Origin of the sequence: Confluentibacter flavum (genome assembly GCF_002843175.1) — a bacterium.
In the GTDB taxonomy this organism is placed as follows: Bacteria; Bacteroidota; Bacteroidia; order Flavobacteriales; family Flavobacteriaceae; genus Confluentibacter; species Confluentibacter flavum.
In genome coordinates, this window is sequence record NZ_PJEO01000049.1 from 67,187 (window position 1) to 89,632 (window position 22,446).

The window sequence follows — 22,446 nt, forward strand, 5'->3', positions numbered from 1 at the left end:
GTTATGATTCAAACGATTCAAAAGGCAGTCCTACATAATTCTCGGCAATGGTTGTTTTATAGGCTTTTGACATTTTTATATAATCTATTTTTGCTTTTTGTAATCTGTAAGTATACGATCCGTGTTCATCTTGTTTATGAAAAAGCGTTGTCATAAAGTTTGAAAAATCTTGTGCTCTCCAAATTCTTTTCAAGGCTTGTTCAGTATAGTTATCAAGAAATTCGGTAGAATTGTTTTTGTAAAAACCTACAAATCCATCTACCAAGTGTTTAACATCTGCAACAGCTAAATTTAATCCTTTTCCACCTGTTGGAGGCACAATATGACCAGCATCACCTGCTAAAAACAAATTTCCTGAGCGTAAATTGTCAATCATGTGACTGCGCATGGGAGTTATGCTTTTATCGAAAATAGGACCAGATTTTAGTTTCCATCCTTTAGTCGCTAAGCGTGTTGAAAGTTCTTTCCAAATGCGCTCATCAGGCCAATCTTCTAAGTTTTCATCATTATCAACTTGCAAGTACAAACGGCTAACGGTTTCAGAACGCAGGCTGTGTAATGCAAATCCATTTTTATGATGGGCATAAATTAATTCGTCTGTAGATGGTGCTACATTTGCTAGAATACCTAACCAACTAAATGGATATGTAATGTCATAAGATTTATAACTGTCTTTTGGCATTGTTTTTCTGCCAATACCATGAAAACCATCGCAAGCAGCAACAAAATCGCATTCTAGAATACCTGCTTCACCATTTTTTTCAAAGTGAATTTTTGGACTATCTGTATCAAAATCGACTATTTCTTTAGCTCCAGTTTCAAAGTAAAGTTGTTCGCCTTGATCCAACCAAGCATCTGTAAGGTCTTTAACAACTTCTTGTTGTCCGTAAATAGTTATTTTTCTTCCACTTGTAAGTTCAGAAAAAGGAACATGTATACGTTCTTCGTCAAAACTTAAATACACGCCATCATGTTCAATACCTTCTTTTTCAAGACGACTACTTAAACCAAGTGATTTAATTATATCGACAGTATTTTGTTCTAATAATCCTGCTCTTACTCTTGCTTCTACGTATTCTCTGGAACGCAGTTCTAATATAACAGATGAGATGCCATGTTTTTTAAGCCAATGTGCTAAAACTAATCCGGCAGGGCCAGCTCCAATAATGCCTACTTGAGTTTTTATTGTTTTCATTTTTTGGATATTATTTTCCTAATTCATTAAATACTTCTTCTGCCGTGTGAATAGCTTCGTTTGCAGCTGGAAGTCCGCAATAAATACCTGATTGCATAATAACTTCCATAATTTCGTTTTTTGTAACACCATTATTAAAAGCCGCTTTAATGTGCATTTTAAATTCAGGTTTTCTATTCAAAGGAATGAGCATAGCAAGCGTAATTAAACTTCTGTTATGTTTAGATAATCCTGGTCGCGTCCAGATTTCTCCCCAAGCATAGTTGGAAATGAATTCTTGAAAGTCTCCATTAAATTCGTTTTTATTATTGTTGGATTTATCTACATGGGCATCTCCTAAAACGGTTCGTCTAACATGCATACCTCTGTCAAATGCGTCTTTACCAACTATAAAATTGATAAGTAATTCTGAATATATTTTTGGAACTTCTGTACTTGCTAGATGCCTAGCATTTACTATTTCAACTTTTGAATTTACAATTTCTAAAGTCATTTTTTGAGCAGCTATAGGATCAGTAACAGTGTCTTCATTACCTGTAATGATTAATGTTTCTGTTGAAATGTTTTTAATGGTCTCTCTAAAATCGGCATCTCTTACAGCTGCACAGCAGTTGGTGTATCCTAAAGGGTTGTTTGCTATAAACTTGGCCTTAACTTTTCCAACAGTGTTTATGTTTGTTTTTCTGAAGTCATCTGTAAACCATCGTTCAATAGTGCTATCAATAATCGAGCTCATACCATGTTCTGATATGGTTTGGATGCGCTCGTTCCAGCGTTGGTCATCACCAATTTTACTGTCCGTATTGCTAATTATGAGTTTTAATAGGCGTTCAGGATGATTTATCCCTAACCATTGACCAATTAAGCCTCCCATAGAAAGACCGCAGAAGTACACTTTGTCAAGCTCTAATGCATCTAATAAATCAATAACATCTTGTCCGAGTAATGCAATATTGTATGGGTGTTTTGTTACTTCACTACCGCCATGGCCTCGTGTATCATACTGTAAAACTCGAAAATAGGGAAGTAGGTAGGGAACTAATTCATCCCACATACTCATATCAGCACCTAATGAGTTAGAAAACACCAATACCGGACTGTTCGGTGTACCTTGAATTTTATAATTTGTCTTCATTTTAGTTCTTATATGATTTGAGTATTTTCTCAACCCATTCTATACTGTTTCCAATAACATTTTCTGGTTTAAACAGTTCCTCAATATTTTCGATTTCAGGATGAGCCTCTGAAATAATTTCTTTTAAGTGCTTACCACTGGAAATCGATAGCTGGCAGGATTTTTTAATGGCCTCGTGCGCTTGCATTTTACCTATAGTTTTAGATAATATAAAAGACACTTTTTCAGCATAAATAAGACCGTTTGTTATTTCAATATTTTTAAGCATACGCTTACTGTCAACTTCAAGATTTTGGATTAAATCGATACTTTTTTCCAAAGAACCTGCGGTTAAACCTATTAATTGTGTAAGTGTTTCCCATTCGGCATGCCAATATCCTGCTGAACGTTCATGTTCTTGAATCATTGCAGATAACATGGTTGAAACAAGTCCAGGCGTGCGGGTGCTATTGCTTAAAATGAGAGCACATGTTACTGGATTTCGTTTGTGAGGCATGGTGCTAGAACCACCTTTATCTTCTTGAGCACCTTCAAAGACTTCGGCAACTTCTGTTTGCATCATTAAAGAAATATCTTTCGCAATTTTCCCCAAAGTCCCACTTAATATGCCCAATATGCAAGAGAATTCATTTAAATCGTCTCTTTGTGATTGCCAGGGGAAGGCGTTTCTCAAACCTAAATTGTTGGCGAATTTTGATTGAACATCCTCAGTAATATGGTTGTTTCCGCTTCCTACGGCACCACCCAATTGTATTTGTAATACATCATTTTTAACAGTTTGTAATCTTAGTCTAGATCGTGTAATGCTTTCTAACCAACCTGCTGTTTTTAAACCAAATGTTATGGGGCGTGCCTGTTGAAGCAGGGTACGACCAACCATTATAGTATTTTTGTGTTCTTTTGTTAATGTAATTAAAGCAGTTTCTAAAGTGTTTAACTTATCTTCCATCCAAGAAATAGTTTTCTTGATGGTAAGTATGGAAGCGGTATCAATAATATCCTGACTGGTAGCACCAAAATGCACATATTTTGAAGCCTCAAAATTAGAAGTCTTAATAACTTTTGTAAGCTCTTTAACTAAAGGTATGGCAGCATTTCCGCCTAATTTTATATCAGATTTTATTTTGTTTATATCTATAAAATCAACGTTACAACTTATTGAAATAATTTTGGCAGCGTCTGCTGGTATGATGCCTAATGCTGCCTGAGCATTTGCAAGAGCAGCTTCAACTTTAAGCATTTCTGCAATGGCACTTCTTTCTGAAAGTAGCAGATTGATATCATTAGCGTAAAACGTATCGGAGTATATAGACATTGGATGTATTTTATATTTGAAAAAAGACCGTTTCGTCTGGTCCTTGCATATGAATATTAAATTCATAACCTTTTTCTGTTTTATTGGCAATTAGCGTTTGTCTTCTTTCTTTTGAAACGGATTGAAGTATGCTGTCTTTTTCATTTAATACATCTTCATCAGAAAAATAAATTCGAGTGTATGAATGTAATAACTGTCCACGCATAAAAATGATGACATTTATAAAGGGTGCTTGCTTGTTAACAGAATTAGGTTTTAAAGTAGTAAAAGAAAATTGGTTATTTTCCTCCGTACCCGTGCCATATCTGCCAAATAATTGATTTTTACCATCGTTTTGCCATAATTCTATCATGGCATCATTTATAGTTTGCCCTTCGCCATCATAAACTTTTCCATAAATATTAATAGCATTGGCATCTTCAGACATTTTATTGTCTACCCAACTCCTGAAATTATATCCGTATTGAATAGGGGTAAGGCCATACGCAAAGTAAGGGCCTATGGTTTGTGACGGAGTTTGTTGTTTTAAATTCACGATACTATTTTATTTGTTTTTAAAAGGTGTTGCTATATGTCCTCTAAGCACAATATCAAATCGATATCCCAATGCGAAATCTGGTTCGGTAACAGAAAGGTCGAAACTAGAAATTAGTAATTCCTTTCCTCTTTTTGGAATGGCATTATAAATTGGGTCGTATTCAAGTAATGGGTCTCCAGGAAAATACATTTGTGTTATAAGCCTACTCGAAATATCACCTCCAAAAAGTGAAAAATGGATATGGTTGGGACGCCATGCATTTTGGTGATTTCCCCAAGGATAAGCACCTGGTTTTATGGTGTAAAACTTATAATTTCCATGAGTATCTGTCATGCATCTTCCAGTACCTAAAAAATTGGGGTCTAGTGGCGCATTGTGCTGGTCTACTTTATGGACGTAGCGTCCGGCAGCATTTGCTTGCCAAACCTCAAGCAACGTGTTAGAGATAGGTTGCCCTAATTCGTTTGTTACTTTGCCTTGAACTACAATACGTTCACCAATTGGCTCCCCATCTATAATGGCGTTTTTTGTTAAGTCGTGGTCTAATACTCCCAATTTAAAATCATTAAAAACTGGACCTGATAATTCAGATAATGTTTTTTTAGTAATTACTAAAGGTTTGCTGGATGCTCTAAGAATCGTCGATTTATATTCAGTAGCTTGATATGGCGGATGAATATCCATATCAAAATGATTATTGATTAGTTTACTCATGTCTCTTTTAGTATAAGACAAAGATATCTTGATAACAGATTATCTTACTGGATAAAATAATTTTTAACTTGTACAAAATTAACATTTTATAGTGCAGTGTTATTTTAAATTTGTTATTTTGTAATGTAATCACTTAAATTTAAGATAAATACATTAATAAATGTATATTTTACTTAAATTTAAATTGTAATATATTAACATCTTATGAAGCCAATCTTGCAATTTAAAGGGTTGTATGGGGATAATCAGTCTTCATATTTATCAGAATTTATACATTTTGAACCTTTAGAATTTAGGAGTAAAATCTATTCTTGGGAGATTAACCAACATGTGCATTCAGAGTTGTTCCAGATATTTATAATTAAATCTGGAAATGGCACGCTGGTTTCTGGTAAAAACAAAATCACTATAAATAGTCCTTCAGTAATTACAATACCAGCTTCTATCATGCATGGCTTTTCTTTTGACCCTAATGTTGAAGGTGATGTGTTGACTTTTTCTGATAGTTATATTGAAAACGTTTTAAAAGAAAATCCACAATTGTATTTGAAATTGAATAAAATCAACCAGTTTTTTTTTGTTGAGGAAACCACTCATTTTAATAACTTATTATATTTAGTTAAAAACATTAGCAATGAAATTTTAAATGAAGCTATAGAAAGGCAACTAGCGTTAAAATCTTATTTTCAATTACTTTTTTTAGAATTATATCGAAAGGGGTTAATAGTCGATAACCTAGAATTACAAACCTCTAATAGAACATTGTTGTATTTTCAGCAATTCCAAAAATTGATTAAACAGTCCATGCGTAGTCCGTTAACTATCGAAGAGTATGCTTTAAAGTTGGGCATTACACAAATGCATTTAAATAGAGTTTGTCATGCTGTAGTTGGAGAGTCTGCTTTAAAAGTAGTACAGAGTTTTATGATAAATGAAGCTAAGAAATATTTGTTGAATACATCATATTCTATATCCGAAATCGCTTATTTTTTAAATTTTAATGACCCTGCTTATTTCAGTAGATTATTTAAAAAGCTGGTAGGAGTTCCACCTGGAGAGTTTAGGAAATCTTAAAAAATTTTTTATTAAAAAATTGATATTGCATAGTTTTATTTCAAAAGTGGATAATTTTCAATAAATCCTTTTATCAAATTTGCAATTCATCTTGAATGATTTAATAATTAAGAGCTTTATTATTTAGTATATAATTATGTTTTATAATTTACATAAAGCATGTTTCCATGTTGTTGTAATTGTAACAAATAGCTTGAATAAATGTCTTTGATAATTTGAAAAACAGACTAAATATAATTGATAAAAAAAATATTTATATCCTATCAGGATCAAGAACTCCGATGGGGTCTCATGGTGGAGTATTGGCTACAATTCCTGCAATCCAATTAGGGGCAATTGCTATTAAATCAGCAATTGAAAAAGCAAAGGCTATCAATGACGATATTGAAACAGTAATATTTGGAAACGTACTTTCCGCAAATTTAGGGCAAGCGCCTGCTCGTCAAGCTTCTATGGATGCAGGTTTACCAGAAAATATTTGTGCAACAACCGTTAATAAAGTTTGTGCATCTGGTATGAAAGCTGTTAGTATGCTTTTTAATGATATATATGTTGGTAATTGCGAAATTGGAGTTGCAGGTGGTATGGAAAACATGAGTCAGGTTCCACATTATTTACCTAATGCACGATTTGGTTTAGGCTTTGGCAATTCATTATTAGTTGATGGTCTAGCCAAAGATGGTTTGACCGATGTCTATAATAATACATCAATGGGTGTGTCAGGTGATAAAACAGCTGAAAAATATAATATTAGTAGAGAAACCCAAGATAATTTTGCTGAGCAATCTTATAAAAAGGCGGCAAACGCATGGCAAAATGGATTTTTCGCAAATGAAATCACTTCAGTTATTGTTCCACAAAGAAGAGGCGACTCTATTGAGGTTAATGAAGATGAAACCTATAAAAAAGCAAACTTTGAAAAAATGCGTCAATTAAAGCCAGCTTTTTCAACAAATGGAACAGTTACAGCCGCTAATGCAAGTCCAATGAGTGACGGTGCAAGTGCTTTAGTTTTGGCCAGTGAAGCATTTGTTAATACTAAGAATCTAAAGCCATTATCTCGTATAATAGCTTATGCAGAAGCAGAGCAAGATCCAATGTTTTTTACGACGTCGCCAGTTTTGGCAACTCAAAAAGTTCTAGAAAGAGCCAACTTAACAATCGGAGATATTGATTTTTTTGAAGTTAATGAAGCTTTTTCTGTAGTGCCAATAGCTTTTATGCAAATGTTAGATGTAGATCCAGAAAAGGTAAATGTTTTTGGGGGTGCAGTAGCTATAGGTCATCCTTTAGGAAGTTCTGGAAGCAGAATTATAGTCACACTATTGAATGTTTTGCAGAGTAATAATGGTAAGTATGGATTGGCGACTATTTGTAATGGTGGTGGTGGAGCAAGCTCAATAATTATTGAAAATTTGAATTATGAACAAAAAAGTTGAGAACGTAGCAAAAGCTATGATCGATTTAAAGAATGGTGACACCTTAATGCTTGGTGGTTTTGGGCTTTGTGGTATTCCAGAAAATGCTATATCTGAGTTAGTGAGATTGGGAGTAAAAGACTTAACCTGTATTTCGAATAATGCCGGTGTAGATGATTTCGGATTAGGTTTATTGCTTCATAAAAAACAAATAAAAAAAATGATTTCATCCTATGTAGGTGAAAACGATGAGTTTGAACGTCAAATGCTTTCAGGAGAACTAGATGTAGAATTGATTCCCCAAGGAACTTTAGCAGAACGTTGTAGAGCAGCACAGGCTGGGTTTCCAGTAATATTTACACCAGCAGGTTATGGAACCGAAGTAGCAGAAGGAAAAGAAACGCGTGAATTTGATGGTAAGATGAATGTGATGGAATATGCTTTTAAAGCAGATTTTGCATTTGTAAAAGCATGGAAAGGTGATGAGGCAGGAAATTTAATTTTTAAAGGAACAGCCAGAAATTTTAACCCAAATATGTGTGGTGCAGCAAAAATTACAGTAGCTGAGGTTGAAGAATTGGTTCCTTTAGGCACATTAGATCCTAACCAAATTCATATTCCTGGAATTTTTATTCAGCGGATTTTCCAAGGAAAAAATTACGAAAAAAGAATTGAACAACGAACCGTGAGATCGAGAAGTTAAATTAGTTGTCATTCCTGCGAAAGCAAGAATTCAATATAAAAATAGAAAAGTTTTAATTAAAACAGATTCCTGCCTAAGCAGGAATGACATAGAAATGTTAGATAAAATAGGAATTGCCAAGCGCTTAGCAAAAGAACTAAAAGATGGATACTATGTAAATCTAGGTATCGGGATTCCAACGTTGGTGGCTAATTATGTTCCAAAAAGTATAGCTGTTGAGTTTCAGAGTGAAAATGGTGTTTTAGGTATGGGACCGTTCCCCTTTGAGGGAGACGAAGATGCCGATGTTATTAATGCAGGTAAACAAACCATTACAACCTTGCCTGGAGCTAGTTTTTTCGATTCTGCATTAAGTTTTTCAATGATTCGAGGAAAACATGTAAACTTAACAATTTTAGGAGCTATGGAAGTTTCAGAAAATGGCGATATAGCTAACTGGAAAATACCTGGTAAAATGGTAAAAGGTATGGGAGGTGCTATGGATTTGGTTGCAAGTGCAGAAAACATAATTGTAGCCATGATGCATACAAATAAAGCAGGAGATTCTAAACTTCTTAAAAATTGCTTATTACCACTTACGGGTGTTGGTTGTGTAAAAAAAATAGTGACCAATTTAGCAGTATTAGAAGTAACTAGGCTGGGATTTAAACTTTTGGAAAGGGCTCCAGGGGTTTCTGTTGAAGATATTAAAAAAGTAACAGAAGGCACTTTGATAATTGATGGAGAAATTCCAGAAATGAGCTTTTGAAAAATTAAAAACTATTTTTTTCAATATCATATATTATTCAGTGAAACCTGTGTCATTTATTTTTTAAAAATAGTCACAAATTCTAAATAAAACTTGAATATTTAATTAATGTGAGTAAAGTTAAGATATAGAGTTTATGAACATTTTTATCACATAATATGTTTATTTTATTGAAAAAAGAATTGAAATTGCATACAAATACAATGTAATAGACAATTTTTGAGATTCTTTTTTCATGAAATTTGTAGTTAGTAGTTTTATTAAAATAAAATGGAGTTTAAAATTTTTTAAAGGAAGTAATAATAAATTTTAGTCAATGAAAATAATAGATCTTTCGGTAACAATTTCTGATGAAATAAAAGAGCCACTGCCAATAAAAATTTCATATGAAACTCATGAAGAATGTGCAGATAATGTTGGTAAAATATTATTCAAAGACGTTGAAGGTGATATTTTTATGAATGGAAAAGGTCTTGCTGGGGAAATGTTAAGTTTGTCTACTCATAGTGGGACTCATGTTGACGCACCTTATCATTATGCCCCTACATGCAATGGAAAACCTTCTAGAACCATTGACGAAATGCCATTAGATTGGTTTTTTCGAGATGGTGTTGTTTTAGATTTCACTGATAAGCCAAGTGGTTATATGTTTGAACCAGAGGATTTGATAGAAAAATTAAATGCTATAAAGTATAACTTAAAGCCATATGATATTGTGCTTATTCGTTGCGATGCAGATAAAAGAATACATGATGAAGATTATGTAAAAATCCATGTAGGAGCATCAGCAAAGGCTACCCATTGGCTTATTGACCAGGGCATAAAGGTAATGGGCACAGATGGCTGGGGTTGGGATATTCCACTTCATATACAAGTAGAAAAGTTTAAAAAATCGCCACGTCCAGGCATTATATGGGAAGCACATTATGTGGGTATTGAAAAGGAATACTGCCAAATAGAAAAATTAGCAAATTTAGATCAATTACCTCCTTTTGGATTTAAAGTAGCTTGCTTTCCAGCAAAAATAAAACAAGCAAGCGGAGGTTGGACAAGAGCCGTTGCCATAATTGATTAATAACGATTTTTATGAATTTAATAGATATTATATAACAGGAATAAATCGCATAAATGATAAATGAAAAATCGTCTAGCCAAACAAAATTTCTGGCCGTCATTTTTCTAGCCGTCTTTTTAGATTTGTTAGGAGTGACTATTATAATACCTGTAATACCTGCCTTGTTTGAAGGAGAACACGCTATGTTTTCTGGTTTTCAAGTAGGAACGAGATCTTTGCTTTATGGATTGCTAATAGGATGTTATTCCATCATGCAATTTATAGGAGCGCCGGTACTTGGAGCTTTATCTGATAGATACGGTCGCAAACCTATTTTATCTATTGCATTAACCGGCGCATTTATTGGTTATACCTTGTTTGGTTATGCTATATTGGAAAACATAATTTGGTTATTGTTTTTAGCACGAATGGTTCCTGGTTTTATGGGAGGGAATATAGCGGTGATTTATTCTGCAATTGCCGATATAAGTTCGGAAAAAGAAAAAATTAAAAACTTTGGGCTAGTTGGTTCTGCTTTTGGATTAGGGTTTATAATAGGGCCTGGTTTGGGGGGTGTATTGGCAGACAAAAGTGTTGTTAGTTGGTTTAACTATGCAACGCCTTTTTGGTTTACAGCAATTTTAACATTGATAAATATTATTTTAATTAGATTCTTTTTTCCTGAAACCTTAAAGGTTCGTACCAATAAGAAAATTTCTATTTTACAAGGAGTGAACAATTTAAAAAAAATAGCTTTTTTGAGTAATCTTAAAAACGTATTTGCCATTGTTTTCTTGGTAACACTTGGCTTTACATTTTTTACCCAATTCTATTCGGTGCACCTCTTCAGAAAATATGGTTATTCCGTTAAAGATATCGGAACACTATTTTTATGGACAGGCATTTTTCTTGTCATTGCACAATCGTTTATTGTTAGAATTATTTCTAAAATGTATTTACCTAAACAAGTACTAAAATGGTCATTACTTTTTTTAAGTTTATTTTTAGTTTTACTCATATTTTGCGATGAAACTTGGAAAATTTATCTAATGAACGCACTTATAGCGTTGGCTTTTGGCATCAGCTCACCTAACTTAACAGGTTTGGTGTCTAACAATGCCGAACCAAATCAGCAAGGGGAAGTTCTTGGACTTAATCAATCAATAACCTCTCTCGCGCAAGTATTGCCACCTTTAATTGGTGGTTTACTGTTGGGATTAGATTCTGTGTATCCCATATTAACTGGAGGCTTGGTCTGTTTTGTGGCTGTAATTCTTTTTTGGTTACGCCGTGCATTATAGATTAAATTTCTTAAATTAGTAATACTTATCATATTATAAAAATATATTGTGGATAACAAATTTGGAAATAATTATAAAGATTCAATGCTTTTAAAGCTTGAAGAAATTTTGGCTATATTTCCTGAAAGGTTGAGAAGCAAATCAAGAACCTATTTCAAAAGTTTCCATATTAATAGAATTAAAGATTTCGCTCCCTTTGTAAGTCATAAAAGACCCCCATATAGAAAAAGAGTTACAGATTTCATGTTAGTAACCAAAGGGAATTCTGTTCGAACCAAAGGTCTTAATCAATATGAGTTAAAACCAAATACAGTTTTCTTTATTCCCGCTTTTCAAATAAGAACCACAGAGTTTAATAGCGATGATTTAGATGGTTACTTTTGTCATTTTGATGACACGATATTCGATAATAAACTTTTCCCACAAGAAAGTTTTAAAAATTTTTCTTTTCTTCAATATTTAGGGAATCCATTGATAAATATACCAGAAAGTGAAATGATGTATATTACTCATTTAATGGAGCAATTAATTGTAGAATATCAAAACGAAAGTATTGATGATTTTAAAGTTATATCTTCAATTTTGATGGCATTATTCTATAAGCTTGGTAGTTATGATAATGAGGTATATCCAAAGCTAAAAAATAAAGCATCAATATTAACACAGCGTTACAAAAATGAGTTGATGAAGCATATTTATGATTTGCATTTCGTTGCTGATTATGCTGATTTATTGGGTGTTTCTCAGAATTATTTAAACCTATGTGTGAAAAAAACTATTGGAAAAACCGCATTAACATTACTTACCGATATGCAGTTAATTGAAGCAAAATCTTTGTTACGTCAATCTGAGATGAACATAAGTGAAATAGGCTTCGCTTTAGCTGATAAAAACCCTAGCGATTTTAGCCGCTTCTTTAAAGCAAAAACGGGTTTTACTCCTCGAGAATTTCGAAATAATGCAGATTTTTAAATTATGTGAAAATAGCATAGTTATTCATTTTATGTGCATATAATTACAGATTTAATAAAATTAAATTTGTTTAAATAACAACAGTTAAGTCTAAAACAGATTTAATTATGAAGTTTTTCACATTTAACAAATAACAATAATGGACCGAAATGCATTAGGGTAAGAATTGAATTCGTTGAAAAAGGAGATTGCTTATTTAAAAAAAATCGAAAACAGAGCTAGTGACCTTGATTAAGTAGAAAATCTTATGAATAGACACATATATTATCATAATGTCTTTGAATTTGATTTAATGTGCTTAGTTTGGTGAGGATAGTCAATCTGTTATTATGACTCTAGCAGGAGAGGAAATAGAAAACCCAATACTTCCTTATAGAACATTTACTGGCCAGACTTAGAGCCTAAAACCAACTAAACTATGCAAAACACACAATGGAGAATTTTACTAGAAATCACAACCAATCTAATACTATGCAAAATCAAATAAAAATAGGTTTTAGTCTTGATATGATTAATATGCATCATCAAGAGCCAAATAGAAATCGACAAGAAAGTAAATATTATTGGGAAGAATTATACCCTCTTATTGTAGCCGCTGGTTTTCATGGTATCGAGATGCCTTTTGACCCTTTTTGGATTTTCCGAGGCGGTTCAGGAGTGCCTTTTACGAATTATTGTATTGACATAAAATACAAAAACGTTGATAATTATCTAAAATATTTAAAGGATAAAGGTATAGACAAAGTTGCTGGAATTAATTTCAGTCCACAAATGTTTATGCGCAACGAGGATTTGAACTTTTATTTTGGTGCATCAGGACATTTTGGTGGAGAGGCCATACGGTTTGCTTCAGAGCTTGGCTGCGATTATATCAACGTAACTCCGACAGCACCTTATGGGCTTATAACACATTATCATGGTAAAAATGCAGAGGCGCATTGGGAAAAAGATTTCATCAAACGTACCATAGAGATGATTAACAAGTTTGCTGAAACAGCAGCGCAACACAGCATCAAACTTGTTTTAAAAAATGAATATTGGGGCCTATTCCGAGGCAATAAGATTTCAGAATATTTAAGTGAAATGGATGACTCTATCCGACTCAATATTGATACAGCTCATCTTTCCATTTCTGGTTTAAATTCTGTTGAATTTTTTAAAGAACATGCGCCTAAAATTGGTAGCGTTAATTTAACAGATACAGCTTTTGTAGATGAAGATGACATTTGGAAAACAGCAAATCCTGAATATCCTGAAACAAAAGCAACGCAAGTATTTAGAGATTTAGGTTTCGGTAATTTAGATTTAATCTCTTTTTATCAAGCTCTCAATAAAACTGATTACGATGGATGGGTAATATGCAGCTGTCGTCAAACCAGGGACCCAATGCGTGCACTTTTGAGGAGCCGAAGCTTTATTGATAATAATATATTAATGACCTAAATAGAACAAAACATGAAAAATATCAAATATTCCCATATGAATCATTGGAAAAATATTCCATATAAGAAAATTGACAATTTTCGTGAATTCTATTATGAGGATAAAACTAATACAGCATACTACACAGATTGGGACAGAATATTACGTTACCAAAAGGCATTGGGTTTTGATGGAATAGAGTTGGCACCATGGGATTTCCCAGAATTACTACCATTGTTTGGTTCTGCAAAAGCTTTTTCAGAGTTTGCAGCAGAACGCGGTATCGTTGTGAGTGGTATGTTTCATCTTATAGATAAGTCTCACGATAGTTCACATTATCAACAGACAATTGATGAAGGTAAGCGTGCAGTAGATTTATTGGTGGAATTTGGAGGTGTACATCTAAATTCTGCACCGGGCAATAATTATTTTGGCAATGGTCCATTAAATCGAGATCAAATCAAAGCCGCTGCAAAAGTCATTACTGAAATAGGACGTTACGCTACAGACCAAGGTGTTGAGATAGGAATTCATAACGAATTTTTCTTGGCAATAAACAAGGAGAATCACAAAGAATATATTGAGCTGACAGACCCTCGTTATGTTCATTATTGTATGGATACGGCTCAAGTAGCATTGTTAGGAGAAGATATACTGGAGTTCTATGATACGTATCATGAACGTATTAATAATTTTCATTTAAAAGATACCGCCACACCAAAACTTCCAGATGATATTAGACATAGTCAAGATATTGAAATCGTAGATGACGGAACCCGTTGGTTTTGGGAACCAGGGGAAGGAGTGCTAGATTTTGAAGGGCTTTACAAACTGTTGAAAAAGCATAACTTCAAAGGTTGGATATCTTTAGAAACTGATCAAACTCCAGATTTATTAGCATCCATGGCCTTGAGTCGATATTATATAGATCAAAAATTGAATCCCATTTACAAATAAATAGTTGTTTAGATGAAAAAGAATATTTTCTAATGTTTTTTAATTATTTAAAGCCTTTAATGACTAAAAAAATAGAATAGAAAATAGCCGGATCTAATTAAACATTTTTATTATTTAAGCTTTAGGTTTTTTCAAAAATAAACGGGATTTAAAGAATAACATCCACTAGTTTGAATGTGCAAAATGGTTTTAAAAGTATTCTGTATTTCTTTGGATATGTTCCAAAAACTTCATCCAATGATACGATTAAAGTCTTGATCCAAAGGTTAAAAAATTAAAATGGTGCAGGAAAAATATTTTACTTTTTTATTTGTTTTAAAATTGCATACTTTTTATTAAAATATGAATAAAATAAAGAAAACTTCAGTATTAACTTTGCTTAGTTGCGATTTTATAAAAAAAAATCACAATTAAATAATTAATTAATATTAATGTTAAACTAAAACTAATTAAAGATGAAACACCACAAAATTATTTTATCTAAACACATTTTATGTATAATTTTTACATTATTGTATTTTACGATTCAAGCTCAAAACACAATTAAAGGTAAAGTTTTGAATGAAGACAATGAACCGCTTCTTGGGGTTAATATTTTGGTCAAAGGAACGAATCAAGGCACTGTTACAGATCTTGATGGAGAATTTACTTTTATGGATTTATCTGAGGGTAGTACCTTAGAAATAATATTTATAGGGTATGAAAGGCAAGAAATTTCAGCTACACAGGATATGGTAGTTTATATGAAAATCGATAAAAATTCATTGCAAGAAGTAATTGTATCAGCTGAAAACCGAAATGTCTCTGCACAAAAAGTTGCCATAAGTATGGATTTGGTAAGTGGAGTCAAATTACAGGATATGGGAATAACCGATTTGAAACAATTACAAAATCTCACACCTAGTTTAGCATTTAACCAAAACACCTTTTTTACTCAGGTGTTTATTCGTGGGGTTGGTAGTGATGTTGGATCTGCTGAATTGCAAGATCAAGCAGCCACCCTTTCTATTGATGGAGAATTTATCAATAGACCTGTAGCATTGAATTCATCTCTTTTTGATGTTGAAAGAATAGAAGTACTTAAAGGCCCGCAAGGGACACTTTATGGTCGTAATTCTACTGCTGGCGCAATAAATATTTTGGCAGTAAAACCTAGACTAAATATCACCGAAGGAAATGTATCTGCCCAATACGGGAACTACAACAGTTTAAAGCTAAATGCTGCCGTTAATGTACCATTAGGTGATAAAGCGGCCATTCGTGTTGCGGCCATGTCGGATTCTCATGATGGATATCGCGAAAGTAAAGCAGACCCTTCTGTTGGAGTGAATGGGGATATAGATAATGGTAAGGTTTGGGGCGCGCGTCTTGGATTAATGTTAAAACCAACAGATAAGTTTAATATTTATATTGCTGGTGAATTAAATAAAACAGATCAACAAGCAAATTCTCAATATGGTGTTCGATTAGATTCAACAGGATTACCTCCATATGATTTTAAAACCAACTTGCCAGAAGATTTTGATGTGGCAACAGCAGGCTCTATTAAAATCGATCAAGCAGCTTTAAGAACTAGGATGTCTTATGATTTTGGAGGAGCCGTTTTAACTTATACAGGAGGATACCGTCATGTAGATCTAGAAGCATATCAACCTCTTAATGGTTTTGTGCCAGAAACCTTCAGTTTCGACAATAAGTTAATTTATGATACCCAAAGTCACGAAATAAGATTGAATGGAGAATCGGATCATTTTATATGGCAAGCTGGTTTATTTCACGGTAATGAAGATCAAAAAGCGGCTCGTGGACTAGTTCTCCCAGCAGCTTCCGGAGCTTTTGGCGGCAGTGTCCCATACCTTAATTGGTTTGATGTAGATGTTAACTCCAAAACTACAGGAATTTTTGGACAGGCCACAATTGACTTAAGTGAAACGTTGGCTTTTACTGGAGGACTTCGTTATACAAAAGATAAAAAATCCAGTGATGGCTTCAATATCCAACAAGGACCTTTTGGACCTCCTGGTACACCAGCATATTTTTATCCTAATCCTCCGCAAGCAGGTGATGCAGGGACAGGTCAGGTTCCAGGTGCTGGTAACGGATCATGGAGCCAAGTTACTTGGTTAACAAGTTTGGAATATAAACCTACAGAGAATAACATGTTCTTCGGTAAAGTTAGTACAGGCTATAAGTCAGGAGGATTTACAGTGCGAGATGAATTTGATGCGGAAAATTTAATAGCATATGAAATTGGAACAAAAAACTATCTAGCTAATAGAAAATTGAGACTTAATGGATCAGTGTTTGTTTATAAATATACAGACCAACAGGTTTCCGTTTTTATTGATACCCAAGCTGGCGCGGATATTGAAAATGCAGGAAGTTCAGATTATTTTGGTGTAGAGATTGAAGGGGATTATATGTTTTCTTCTAAAGATAGGATTAATTTTAACTTTAATTATCTAAACGCAGAATTCAAAGAACTTACAACACTTGTAAACACGATTGGCAACAGTGCTATTGTTGCAAACTTAGCAGGTAACAAACCTGCACAAACTCCCGAATTGATAATAGTTGCTGGTTATAACCATACTTTTTCATTGGGTGAAGGAACTCTTGATTTTGGAATAGGTACCATGTTCAAATCAGATTACTATCTACAGGTCTTTAATTTCGAAATGGATAAACAAAAAGCATACACGAAAACAGACATAAATCTAACCTATAGAGCAGGAAATGGCAAATGGGAGCTTGGAGCATTTTTAAACAATCTTGAGGACAATAGAATCATAAATTATGCCTCATTTAATGGGAGTAATATTAATATATACAACTGGAGTTTTGGTTCTCCAAGACTGTTTGGTCTAAGAACAAGTTACAAATTTTAAGTTAGTTTAGACTCATAGATAAAAACAGGCTGTTGTTTGAGAGTAATAACAAAGCAGTCTGTTTTTTTTAAAAATTATTTATTAAATCATTAGTAACAATGAGTAATTCTGTAACCAATAGAAAAGCTGGAATACCACAAGGAATAATAATAGCAGGTGTAAGTATTTTGCCGATGATGGCAGTAATTACTTTAATGCCAGTTATTCCTACTATAAGAAACCATTTTAGCGATATACCTTATATTAATGTGCTTGCTCCATTGGTGATATCCGCACCAGGATTATGTGTAGCACTTTTCGCTCCGTATGCAGGGTTTTTAACAGATAAGTTGGGAAGACGTAAATTATTGCTTGTTTTTACTTTTCTGTATGGATTAGGCGGTATTCTTCCATTTTTTGTTGAGAATTTTGCTTTATTAATAGGTAGTCGCTTGATTCTGGGTATAGGCGAAGCCTTTATACTTACGGTCTCGAATGCTTTGTTAGGCGATTATTTTGAAGAAAATAAGCGAAATACATGGATTATGTTGCAGAGCATGATTGGCCCTGCTTTCGGTTTCTTTATTATTTCAGGAAGCGGTTATTTAGCTTCTATTGGTTGGCAATATCCATTTTTATTGTACTCTTTCACTTTTTTCATAACCATTGGTGCTTATTTTTTTATTTACGAACCCACGAAAAAAGTAATTTCTGAAGCTGATAAACTGAAGAATTTTGAGAATGATAAATTTCCGATGAAACTTATTTTAAAAGTTGCATTGACCACATTCATAGCTTCAGTACTATATTATGTTTATACGCTTCAGTTTTCCTTGGCTCTCGATGAAATAGGAATTACAGATCCTAAAAAAGTGGGTAACATCACTGCCGTGGCTAGTTTAATGTTACCACTTGGTGCCATTGTTTTTAAGTTGATTGGTAAAAAAAGCAATAGGCTTCAATTTATGTTAATGTTTACATTAATAGGTATTGGTCTTATAGGTATTGGTCTATCGGATAGTTTGAACATGGTTTGGGCAAGTGCTATTGTGCAACAATTTGGTTGTGGTATGGCCATTCCAGTTTTAATTGCTTATGGTCTTCGCTCTGTACCGGTAAAATTTAGAGGTAGAGGAATGGGCTTTTGGAGTAGCGGTTTTTTCTTGGGTCTTTTTTTATCACCTTTCATAGTAGGTGCGGTCAGTGGCGTTGTTGGAGGATTATTGCCAGCTTTCGTCATATTTGGTGTCACCTGCATTGTATTGGCAGGTATCAACTGGTTTTTTAGTACTGGTAAGCCTCAAGTGGCGGCATAATTATTAAAAATATAAATTAAAATTTCAAAATAAAATAAAGTAAATGAATCACTCAATAAAAAGAGGAGTAAGTCTATATAGCTATCAAGAGGAGTTTTTTCTAAAAAAAATGTCTTTGGAAGATTGTATTGCTGCTACCGCTGCTACTGGTGCCACAGGAATAGAAATTGTGGGAGAACAAAGTATTCCAGGATGTCCTAATATACCTTCAGACAAGTTTGTAGTACAATGGTTTGAATGGATGGACAAATATAATGTGACTCCCGTTGCTCATGACATGTTCTTGGATTACAACAAAAAGAAAGGACATTATTATACCGATGAGGAAGCTGTGGAATCTTTCAAGAAAGATATACGTTTTGCGCACAAATTAGGATTTAAAATCATCAGGGTCATCGTGAATACCACACCACAAATCATGGAAAAAGTAATTCCGTATGCTGAAGACCACGATATCAAATTAGGTATTGAAGTGCATGCACCATGGCATATCAATTCTCCCTGGATGACTAGGCATTGGGAAGTTATGGAAAAAACGGGCACCAAACACTTTGGTTTTATTCCAGATATGGGAGGCTTTACAAAAAGATTGGCGATGGTTCAGGTCAATCGTTTAATCCGTCAAGGAGCAGATCCAGAAATCGCAAAATTTGTATGTGAACAGCATGAGAAAGGAGTTATGGCAGAATATACCATTTATGAAGTCTCAAGAATGAGTGATCGTAGAATAGACATGGCAGTTGCAGAGCTTTCTCGTCATAACACGTTTGCTAACCCCATCAGTTTAAAGGAACACATGGATAGAATAGTACACGTTCATGGAAAATTCTATGATATGACAGAAGATTTTATAGAGCCAAGCATTCCATATGAAGATGTTATCAACGTATTAAAAGATGGAGGCTATAATGGGTATATCTGTAGTGAATATGAAGGTAATCGTCACATCCAGGACATTCAAGAGGTAGATAGTGTATTACAAGTGAAAAGGCATCAACAGATGCTGGTAAATTATGGAGTTAAATAAATAGAAGAATCAGATTATGTTCGAAAAATATATGATTGTTGAGGACAACCTAAAAAATGTTGTCGACGAAGGAAAAGTGTCCGGATTTCAGTTTGGCGCAAGATTACCTTACTACAGGGGAGTTTCTCTATCGATGCTTGAAGAAATTGAAGTTTCCGTAGACGGTAAAGTTTTGCCTCAAGACAAAGTCCATTTGATTGTACGTGATAATACGTATAATTTAAAACAAAGAGAAGAAGAGTTGGATGACCGTTGGGAAATGGGTGAGGTAGTAAATCTTTTTATAGAAAAAGAAGAAGGACTTCCTAAAGGAAAACATCAACTAGGATTAAAAGTTAATATACGAATCGGGTATTTGCCATTTCCAGCTATTCGAAATGCACAAAAAGAAATAACGATAGAATAATATGGGACCATTAGATAAATATATCCTTAGAGAAGATGCGCTAAGTAGCAACGCTCAAGGACTAGGATTACGTTTTCAATCACACTGGTATAGAGCTTTGCCTTTGTCATGTATGGATTTTAATTTAAAGGTCAATGGAATACCTGTTGATGAAGAAAAAGTAGAGGTAGAGATAAACGGTAAACGTTTTCCCAAACAAAAAATGTTGGAATTAAAAGACGAGTGGTTATTCATTTTAGATCAAGCCACGGTTCATATTCCAATGCAAAATCCTCCAAAAAAAGGTGATATCTGTTCAATAGAATTCAAATTAGACCTCTATATACCTTATATTTTAATAGGTCCGGATCAACACCCCTTGTTAGCAGGAACTTTAGTAACTAAAAACCTATTATGTCAATAATGAAAAAAGGAAATATAAAATTAGCCACGTCACTATTCTCTTATGCCTATGAGTGGAATTCTGGTCAATATACATTGGAAGATATGATAAGGAAAACCCGTGAACTTGACTTGGGAACGGGATTAGAGATTATAGGCTTTCAAAGTCTAAGAAATTTTCCTCACATTACAGAGGAGCAGATTAAGGAAGTAAAGAGTCTAATGGAAAAATATGACTTTGAACCTGTTGCTTTAGACGCTAATATTGATGTGGGCATTCAACGTAACAAACTAATGAATGTTGATGAAACGGTAGAATACATTAAACCTCAAATTACAGCTGCTCAAAAATTAGGCTTTCCTATTTTGAGATGTCAGACGACTGCTCCGGCAGAAGTATATAAGAAATTGGTGCCTTTTGCAGAAAAAGCAAATGTAGTAATGGGTATTGAATTGCACACACCTTATAGTGTTGATCACCCATCGGTTATCAAGATGAGAGAAATGTTCGAAGAGGTAGATTCCCGTGTTTTAGGTTTTGTTCCCGACATGGGAACTTGTATGCACGCCATTCCAGATGCGTTACTGACCAGTTTTAAAGAGGCTGGTGTTACCGATGAAATGATTGAAGTTACCAAGGAAATCTGGTTAAAGGACATTCCAACACCTCAAAAATTCCAACAACTTGGTCCAACGGTAGCTGCTATGGGTGCAACCCCACCACAAATAGGAAGGTTGAATATGGCCTTTAGTATGAATGGCAGACAACCTGTTGAAAAGTGGGCGGAAATCATTCCTTGGACTGTTCACCTTCATGGCAAATTCTATGGGTTTGATGAACATGGCGATGAAAAATCAATCGATTATGAAAAAATATTCAGAACCTTCATAGATGGTGGATACAACGGATACATTGCCAGCGAATATGAAGGCTCTGCCTTTACAGATGAATTTTCAGCTTTTGACCAAGTAGAAAAGCAACATAAGTTATTTAAGAAAATATTAAAAAAGATCAATGCAGAATAAATTCAATTTAAAATACGCGCCACATCTTGGGTCCTTTGTGTATACAGCAGGAAAAAATCCCATTGACCAAATAAAATATATGGCTGATTTAGGATTCACGGCCATTGAGGATAGCGGTTTTAAAGCCGATTACATTCCTTTTGATGCCACTAAAATGGGCATTGGGATGTGTAATCAACCCAATTCTGTGCTTGATGAAATCGCAAGTACCATGACCAAATTAAATATGGAAATGGGAACATTTGTAGTGACGCCACACGTTTGGCCACCAATAGAAATTGTGACTTCTGGCAAGCCGGAAATGCATAGAATTTTTATCGATAAGTACACCAAGGGACTTGAAGTAGCCAAGCGCATCAACGCAAAATATGTCACGGTAACACTCGATTGTTACGACCGCTCTTTACCTATTGAAATGCAGACGGCACACGCCATAGATGCACTTAAAAGACTGTGCGATATCTATGATGGCTCTGGGGTTACCATGGTTTTAGAGCCATTAAGCGACCATCATGAGTTGTTCTTAAGAACTGCCGTGCAATCTTATATGATATGCAGAGCCGTAGGCAGTGACAACTGCAAGATATTATTTGATATGTTCCATCTTCAGAAAAACGAAGGTCGATTGATATATCATATGGATATGGTGTGGGATGAAATCGCCTATTTCCAGATTGGTAATGAACCAGGAAGAACAGAACCTGGAACCGGCGAAATTGACTATAAAAATGTTTTTAAACATATTTACGAAAAGAGTAAAGCAACCAATAAGAATTTTATTCTGGGAATGGAGCATTTCAATTCTACGGAAGGTGCTGAAGGAGAAAAGAAACTACTGAAATCCTATTTGGAAGCTGATAAATTTTTAAATGATTAA

At 34.1% G+C, this 22,446-nt stretch carries 21 protein-coding genes; 16 read left to right on the forward strand and 5 right to left on the reverse strand.

Going from position 1 to position 22,446, the window contains the following annotated elements; all coding sequences use genetic code 11:
* Nucleotide 1: 1 nt before the first annotated feature.
* Genes CSW08_RS12810 through pcaH form a run of 5 tightly spaced genes read right to left on the reverse strand, consistent with a single transcriptional unit; the run spans nucleotide 2 to nucleotide 4,897 of the window.
* On the reverse strand, nucleotides 2–1,195 hold the full coding sequence (locus CSW08_RS12810; protein ID WP_203226891.1) for a 4-hydroxybenzoate 3-monooxygenase: 1,194 nt from the start codon (nucleotides 1,193–1,195) through the stop codon (nucleotides 2–4).
* Nucleotides 1,196–1,205: 10 nt separating this feature from the next.
* Nucleotides 1,206–2,330 (reverse strand): bifunctional 3-oxoadipate enol-lactonase/4-carboxymuconolactone decarboxylase PcaDC, encoded by a 1,125-nt coding sequence (gene pcaDC, locus CSW08_RS18395; protein ID WP_106660271.1) that lies wholly within the window; start codon nucleotides 2,328–2,330, stop codon nucleotides 1,206–1,208.
* Nucleotide 2,331: 1 nt separating this feature from the next.
* Nucleotides 2,332–3,645 carry a 3-carboxy-cis,cis-muconate cycloisomerase gene (gene pcaB, locus CSW08_RS12820; protein WP_106660272.1) on the reverse strand — a complete coding sequence of 438 codons (1,314 nt, stop codon included), beginning with the start codon at nucleotides 3,643–3,645 and terminating at the stop codon, nucleotides 2,332–2,334.
* Between the two features lie 10 nt (nucleotides 3,646–3,655).
* Nucleotides 3,656–4,180, reverse strand: coding sequence for a protocatechuate 3,4-dioxygenase subunit alpha (pcaG, locus tag CSW08_RS12825; protein WP_106660273.1), 525 nt, complete (start codon nucleotides 4,178–4,180; stop codon nucleotides 3,656–3,658).
* Between the two features lie 9 nt (nucleotides 4,181–4,189).
* Nucleotides 4,190–4,897: a protocatechuate 3,4-dioxygenase subunit beta gene (gene pcaH, locus CSW08_RS12830; RefSeq protein WP_106660274.1), complete on the reverse strand. Its 708-nt coding sequence runs from the start codon at nucleotides 4,895–4,897 to the stop codon at nucleotides 4,190–4,192.
* A gap of 204 nt (nucleotides 4,898–5,101) precedes the next feature.
* Here pcaH and CSW08_RS12835 point away from each other — a divergent pair, with 204 nt between their 5' ends.
* From CSW08_RS12835 to CSW08_RS12910, 16 genes are all read left to right on the forward strand, one after another.
* Nucleotides 5,102–5,971, forward strand: a complete 870-nt coding sequence (locus tag CSW08_RS12835) for a helix-turn-helix domain-containing protein (protein ID WP_106660275.1) — start codon at nucleotides 5,102–5,104, stop codon at nucleotides 5,969–5,971.
* A 215-nt stretch (nucleotides 5,972–6,186) separates the two neighbouring features.
* Nucleotides 6,187–7,410: a thiolase family protein gene (locus CSW08_RS12840; RefSeq protein ID WP_262496557.1), complete on the forward strand. Its 1,224-nt coding sequence runs from the start codon at nucleotides 6,187–6,189 to the stop codon at nucleotides 7,408–7,410.
* Nucleotides 7,391–8,092, forward strand: a complete 702-nt coding sequence (locus tag CSW08_RS12845) for a CoA transferase subunit A (RefSeq protein WP_106660276.1) — start codon at nucleotides 7,391–7,393, stop codon at nucleotides 8,090–8,092. Before CSW08_RS12840 ends, CSW08_RS12845 begins: the two co-directional genes overlap by 20 nt.
* 94 nt (nucleotides 8,093–8,186) lie before the next feature.
* The gene (locus tag CSW08_RS12850) at nucleotides 8,187–8,840 is read left to right on the forward strand and encodes a 3-oxoacid CoA-transferase subunit B (RefSeq protein ID WP_106660277.1); all 654 of its coding nucleotides are present in this window, start codon (nucleotides 8,187–8,189) and stop codon (nucleotides 8,838–8,840) included.
* A gap of 316 nt (nucleotides 8,841–9,156) precedes the next feature.
* Nucleotides 9,157–9,915 (forward strand): cyclase family protein, encoded by a 759-nt coding sequence (locus tag CSW08_RS12855; RefSeq protein WP_106660278.1) that lies wholly within the window; start codon nucleotides 9,157–9,159, stop codon nucleotides 9,913–9,915.
* 53 nt (nucleotides 9,916–9,968) lie between these two features.
* Complete coding sequence (locus CSW08_RS12860; protein ID WP_106660279.1) at nucleotides 9,969–11,195, forward strand: MFS transporter; 1,227 nt, start codon at nucleotides 9,969–9,971, stop codon at nucleotides 11,193–11,195.
* 48 nt (nucleotides 11,196–11,243) lie between these two features.
* On the forward strand, nucleotides 11,244–12,167 hold the full coding sequence (locus CSW08_RS12865; RefSeq protein ID WP_157831480.1) for an AraC family transcriptional regulator: 924 nt from the start codon (nucleotides 11,244–11,246) through the stop codon (nucleotides 12,165–12,167).
* Nucleotides 12,168–12,638: 471 nt separating this feature from the next.
* Complete coding sequence (locus CSW08_RS12870) at nucleotides 12,639–13,610, forward strand: sugar phosphate isomerase/epimerase family protein (RefSeq protein ID WP_203226892.1); 972 nt, start codon at nucleotides 12,639–12,641, stop codon at nucleotides 13,608–13,610.
* A 12-nt stretch (nucleotides 13,611–13,622) separates the two neighbouring features.
* Nucleotides 13,623–14,546: a sugar phosphate isomerase/epimerase family protein gene (locus CSW08_RS12875; RefSeq protein WP_106660282.1), complete on the forward strand. Its 924-nt coding sequence runs from the start codon at nucleotides 13,623–13,625 to the stop codon at nucleotides 14,544–14,546.
* 455 nt (nucleotides 14,547–15,001) lie between these two features.
* Nucleotides 15,002–17,434 (forward strand): TonB-dependent receptor, encoded by a 2,433-nt coding sequence (locus CSW08_RS12880; RefSeq protein ID WP_106660283.1) that lies wholly within the window; start codon nucleotides 15,002–15,004, stop codon nucleotides 17,432–17,434.
* A 98-nt stretch (nucleotides 17,435–17,532) separates the two neighbouring features.
* Entirely contained in the window at nucleotides 17,533–18,729 is a 1,197-nt protein-coding gene (locus tag CSW08_RS12885) for an MFS transporter (RefSeq protein ID WP_106660284.1), read from the forward strand.
* A 43-nt stretch (nucleotides 18,730–18,772) separates the two neighbouring features.
* Entirely contained in the window at nucleotides 18,773–19,756 is a 984-nt protein-coding gene (locus CSW08_RS12890; RefSeq protein WP_106660285.1) for a sugar phosphate isomerase/epimerase family protein, read from the forward strand.
* A gap of 31 nt (nucleotides 19,757–19,787) precedes the next feature.
* Complete coding sequence (locus tag CSW08_RS12895; protein WP_203226893.1) at nucleotides 19,788–20,162, forward strand: C-glycoside deglycosidase beta subunit domain-containing protein; 375 nt, start codon at nucleotides 19,788–19,790, stop codon at nucleotides 20,160–20,162.
* Between the two features lies 1 nt (nucleotide 20,163).
* A complete protein-coding gene (locus CSW08_RS12900) occupies nucleotides 20,164–20,565 on the forward strand; it encodes a C-glycoside deglycosidase beta subunit domain-containing protein (RefSeq protein ID WP_106660287.1) in 402 nt (133 codons plus the stop codon).
* Nucleotides 20,565–21,569: a sugar phosphate isomerase/epimerase family protein gene (locus CSW08_RS12905; RefSeq protein WP_162495556.1), complete on the forward strand. Its 1,005-nt coding sequence runs from the start codon at nucleotides 20,565–20,567 to the stop codon at nucleotides 21,567–21,569. Before CSW08_RS12900 ends, CSW08_RS12905 begins: the two co-directional genes overlap by 1 nt.
* The gene (locus tag CSW08_RS12910) at nucleotides 21,559–22,446 is read left to right on the forward strand and encodes a hydroxypyruvate isomerase family protein (RefSeq protein ID WP_106660289.1); all 888 of its coding nucleotides are present in this window, start codon (nucleotides 21,559–21,561) and stop codon (nucleotides 22,444–22,446) included. Before CSW08_RS12905 ends, CSW08_RS12910 begins: the two co-directional genes overlap by 11 nt.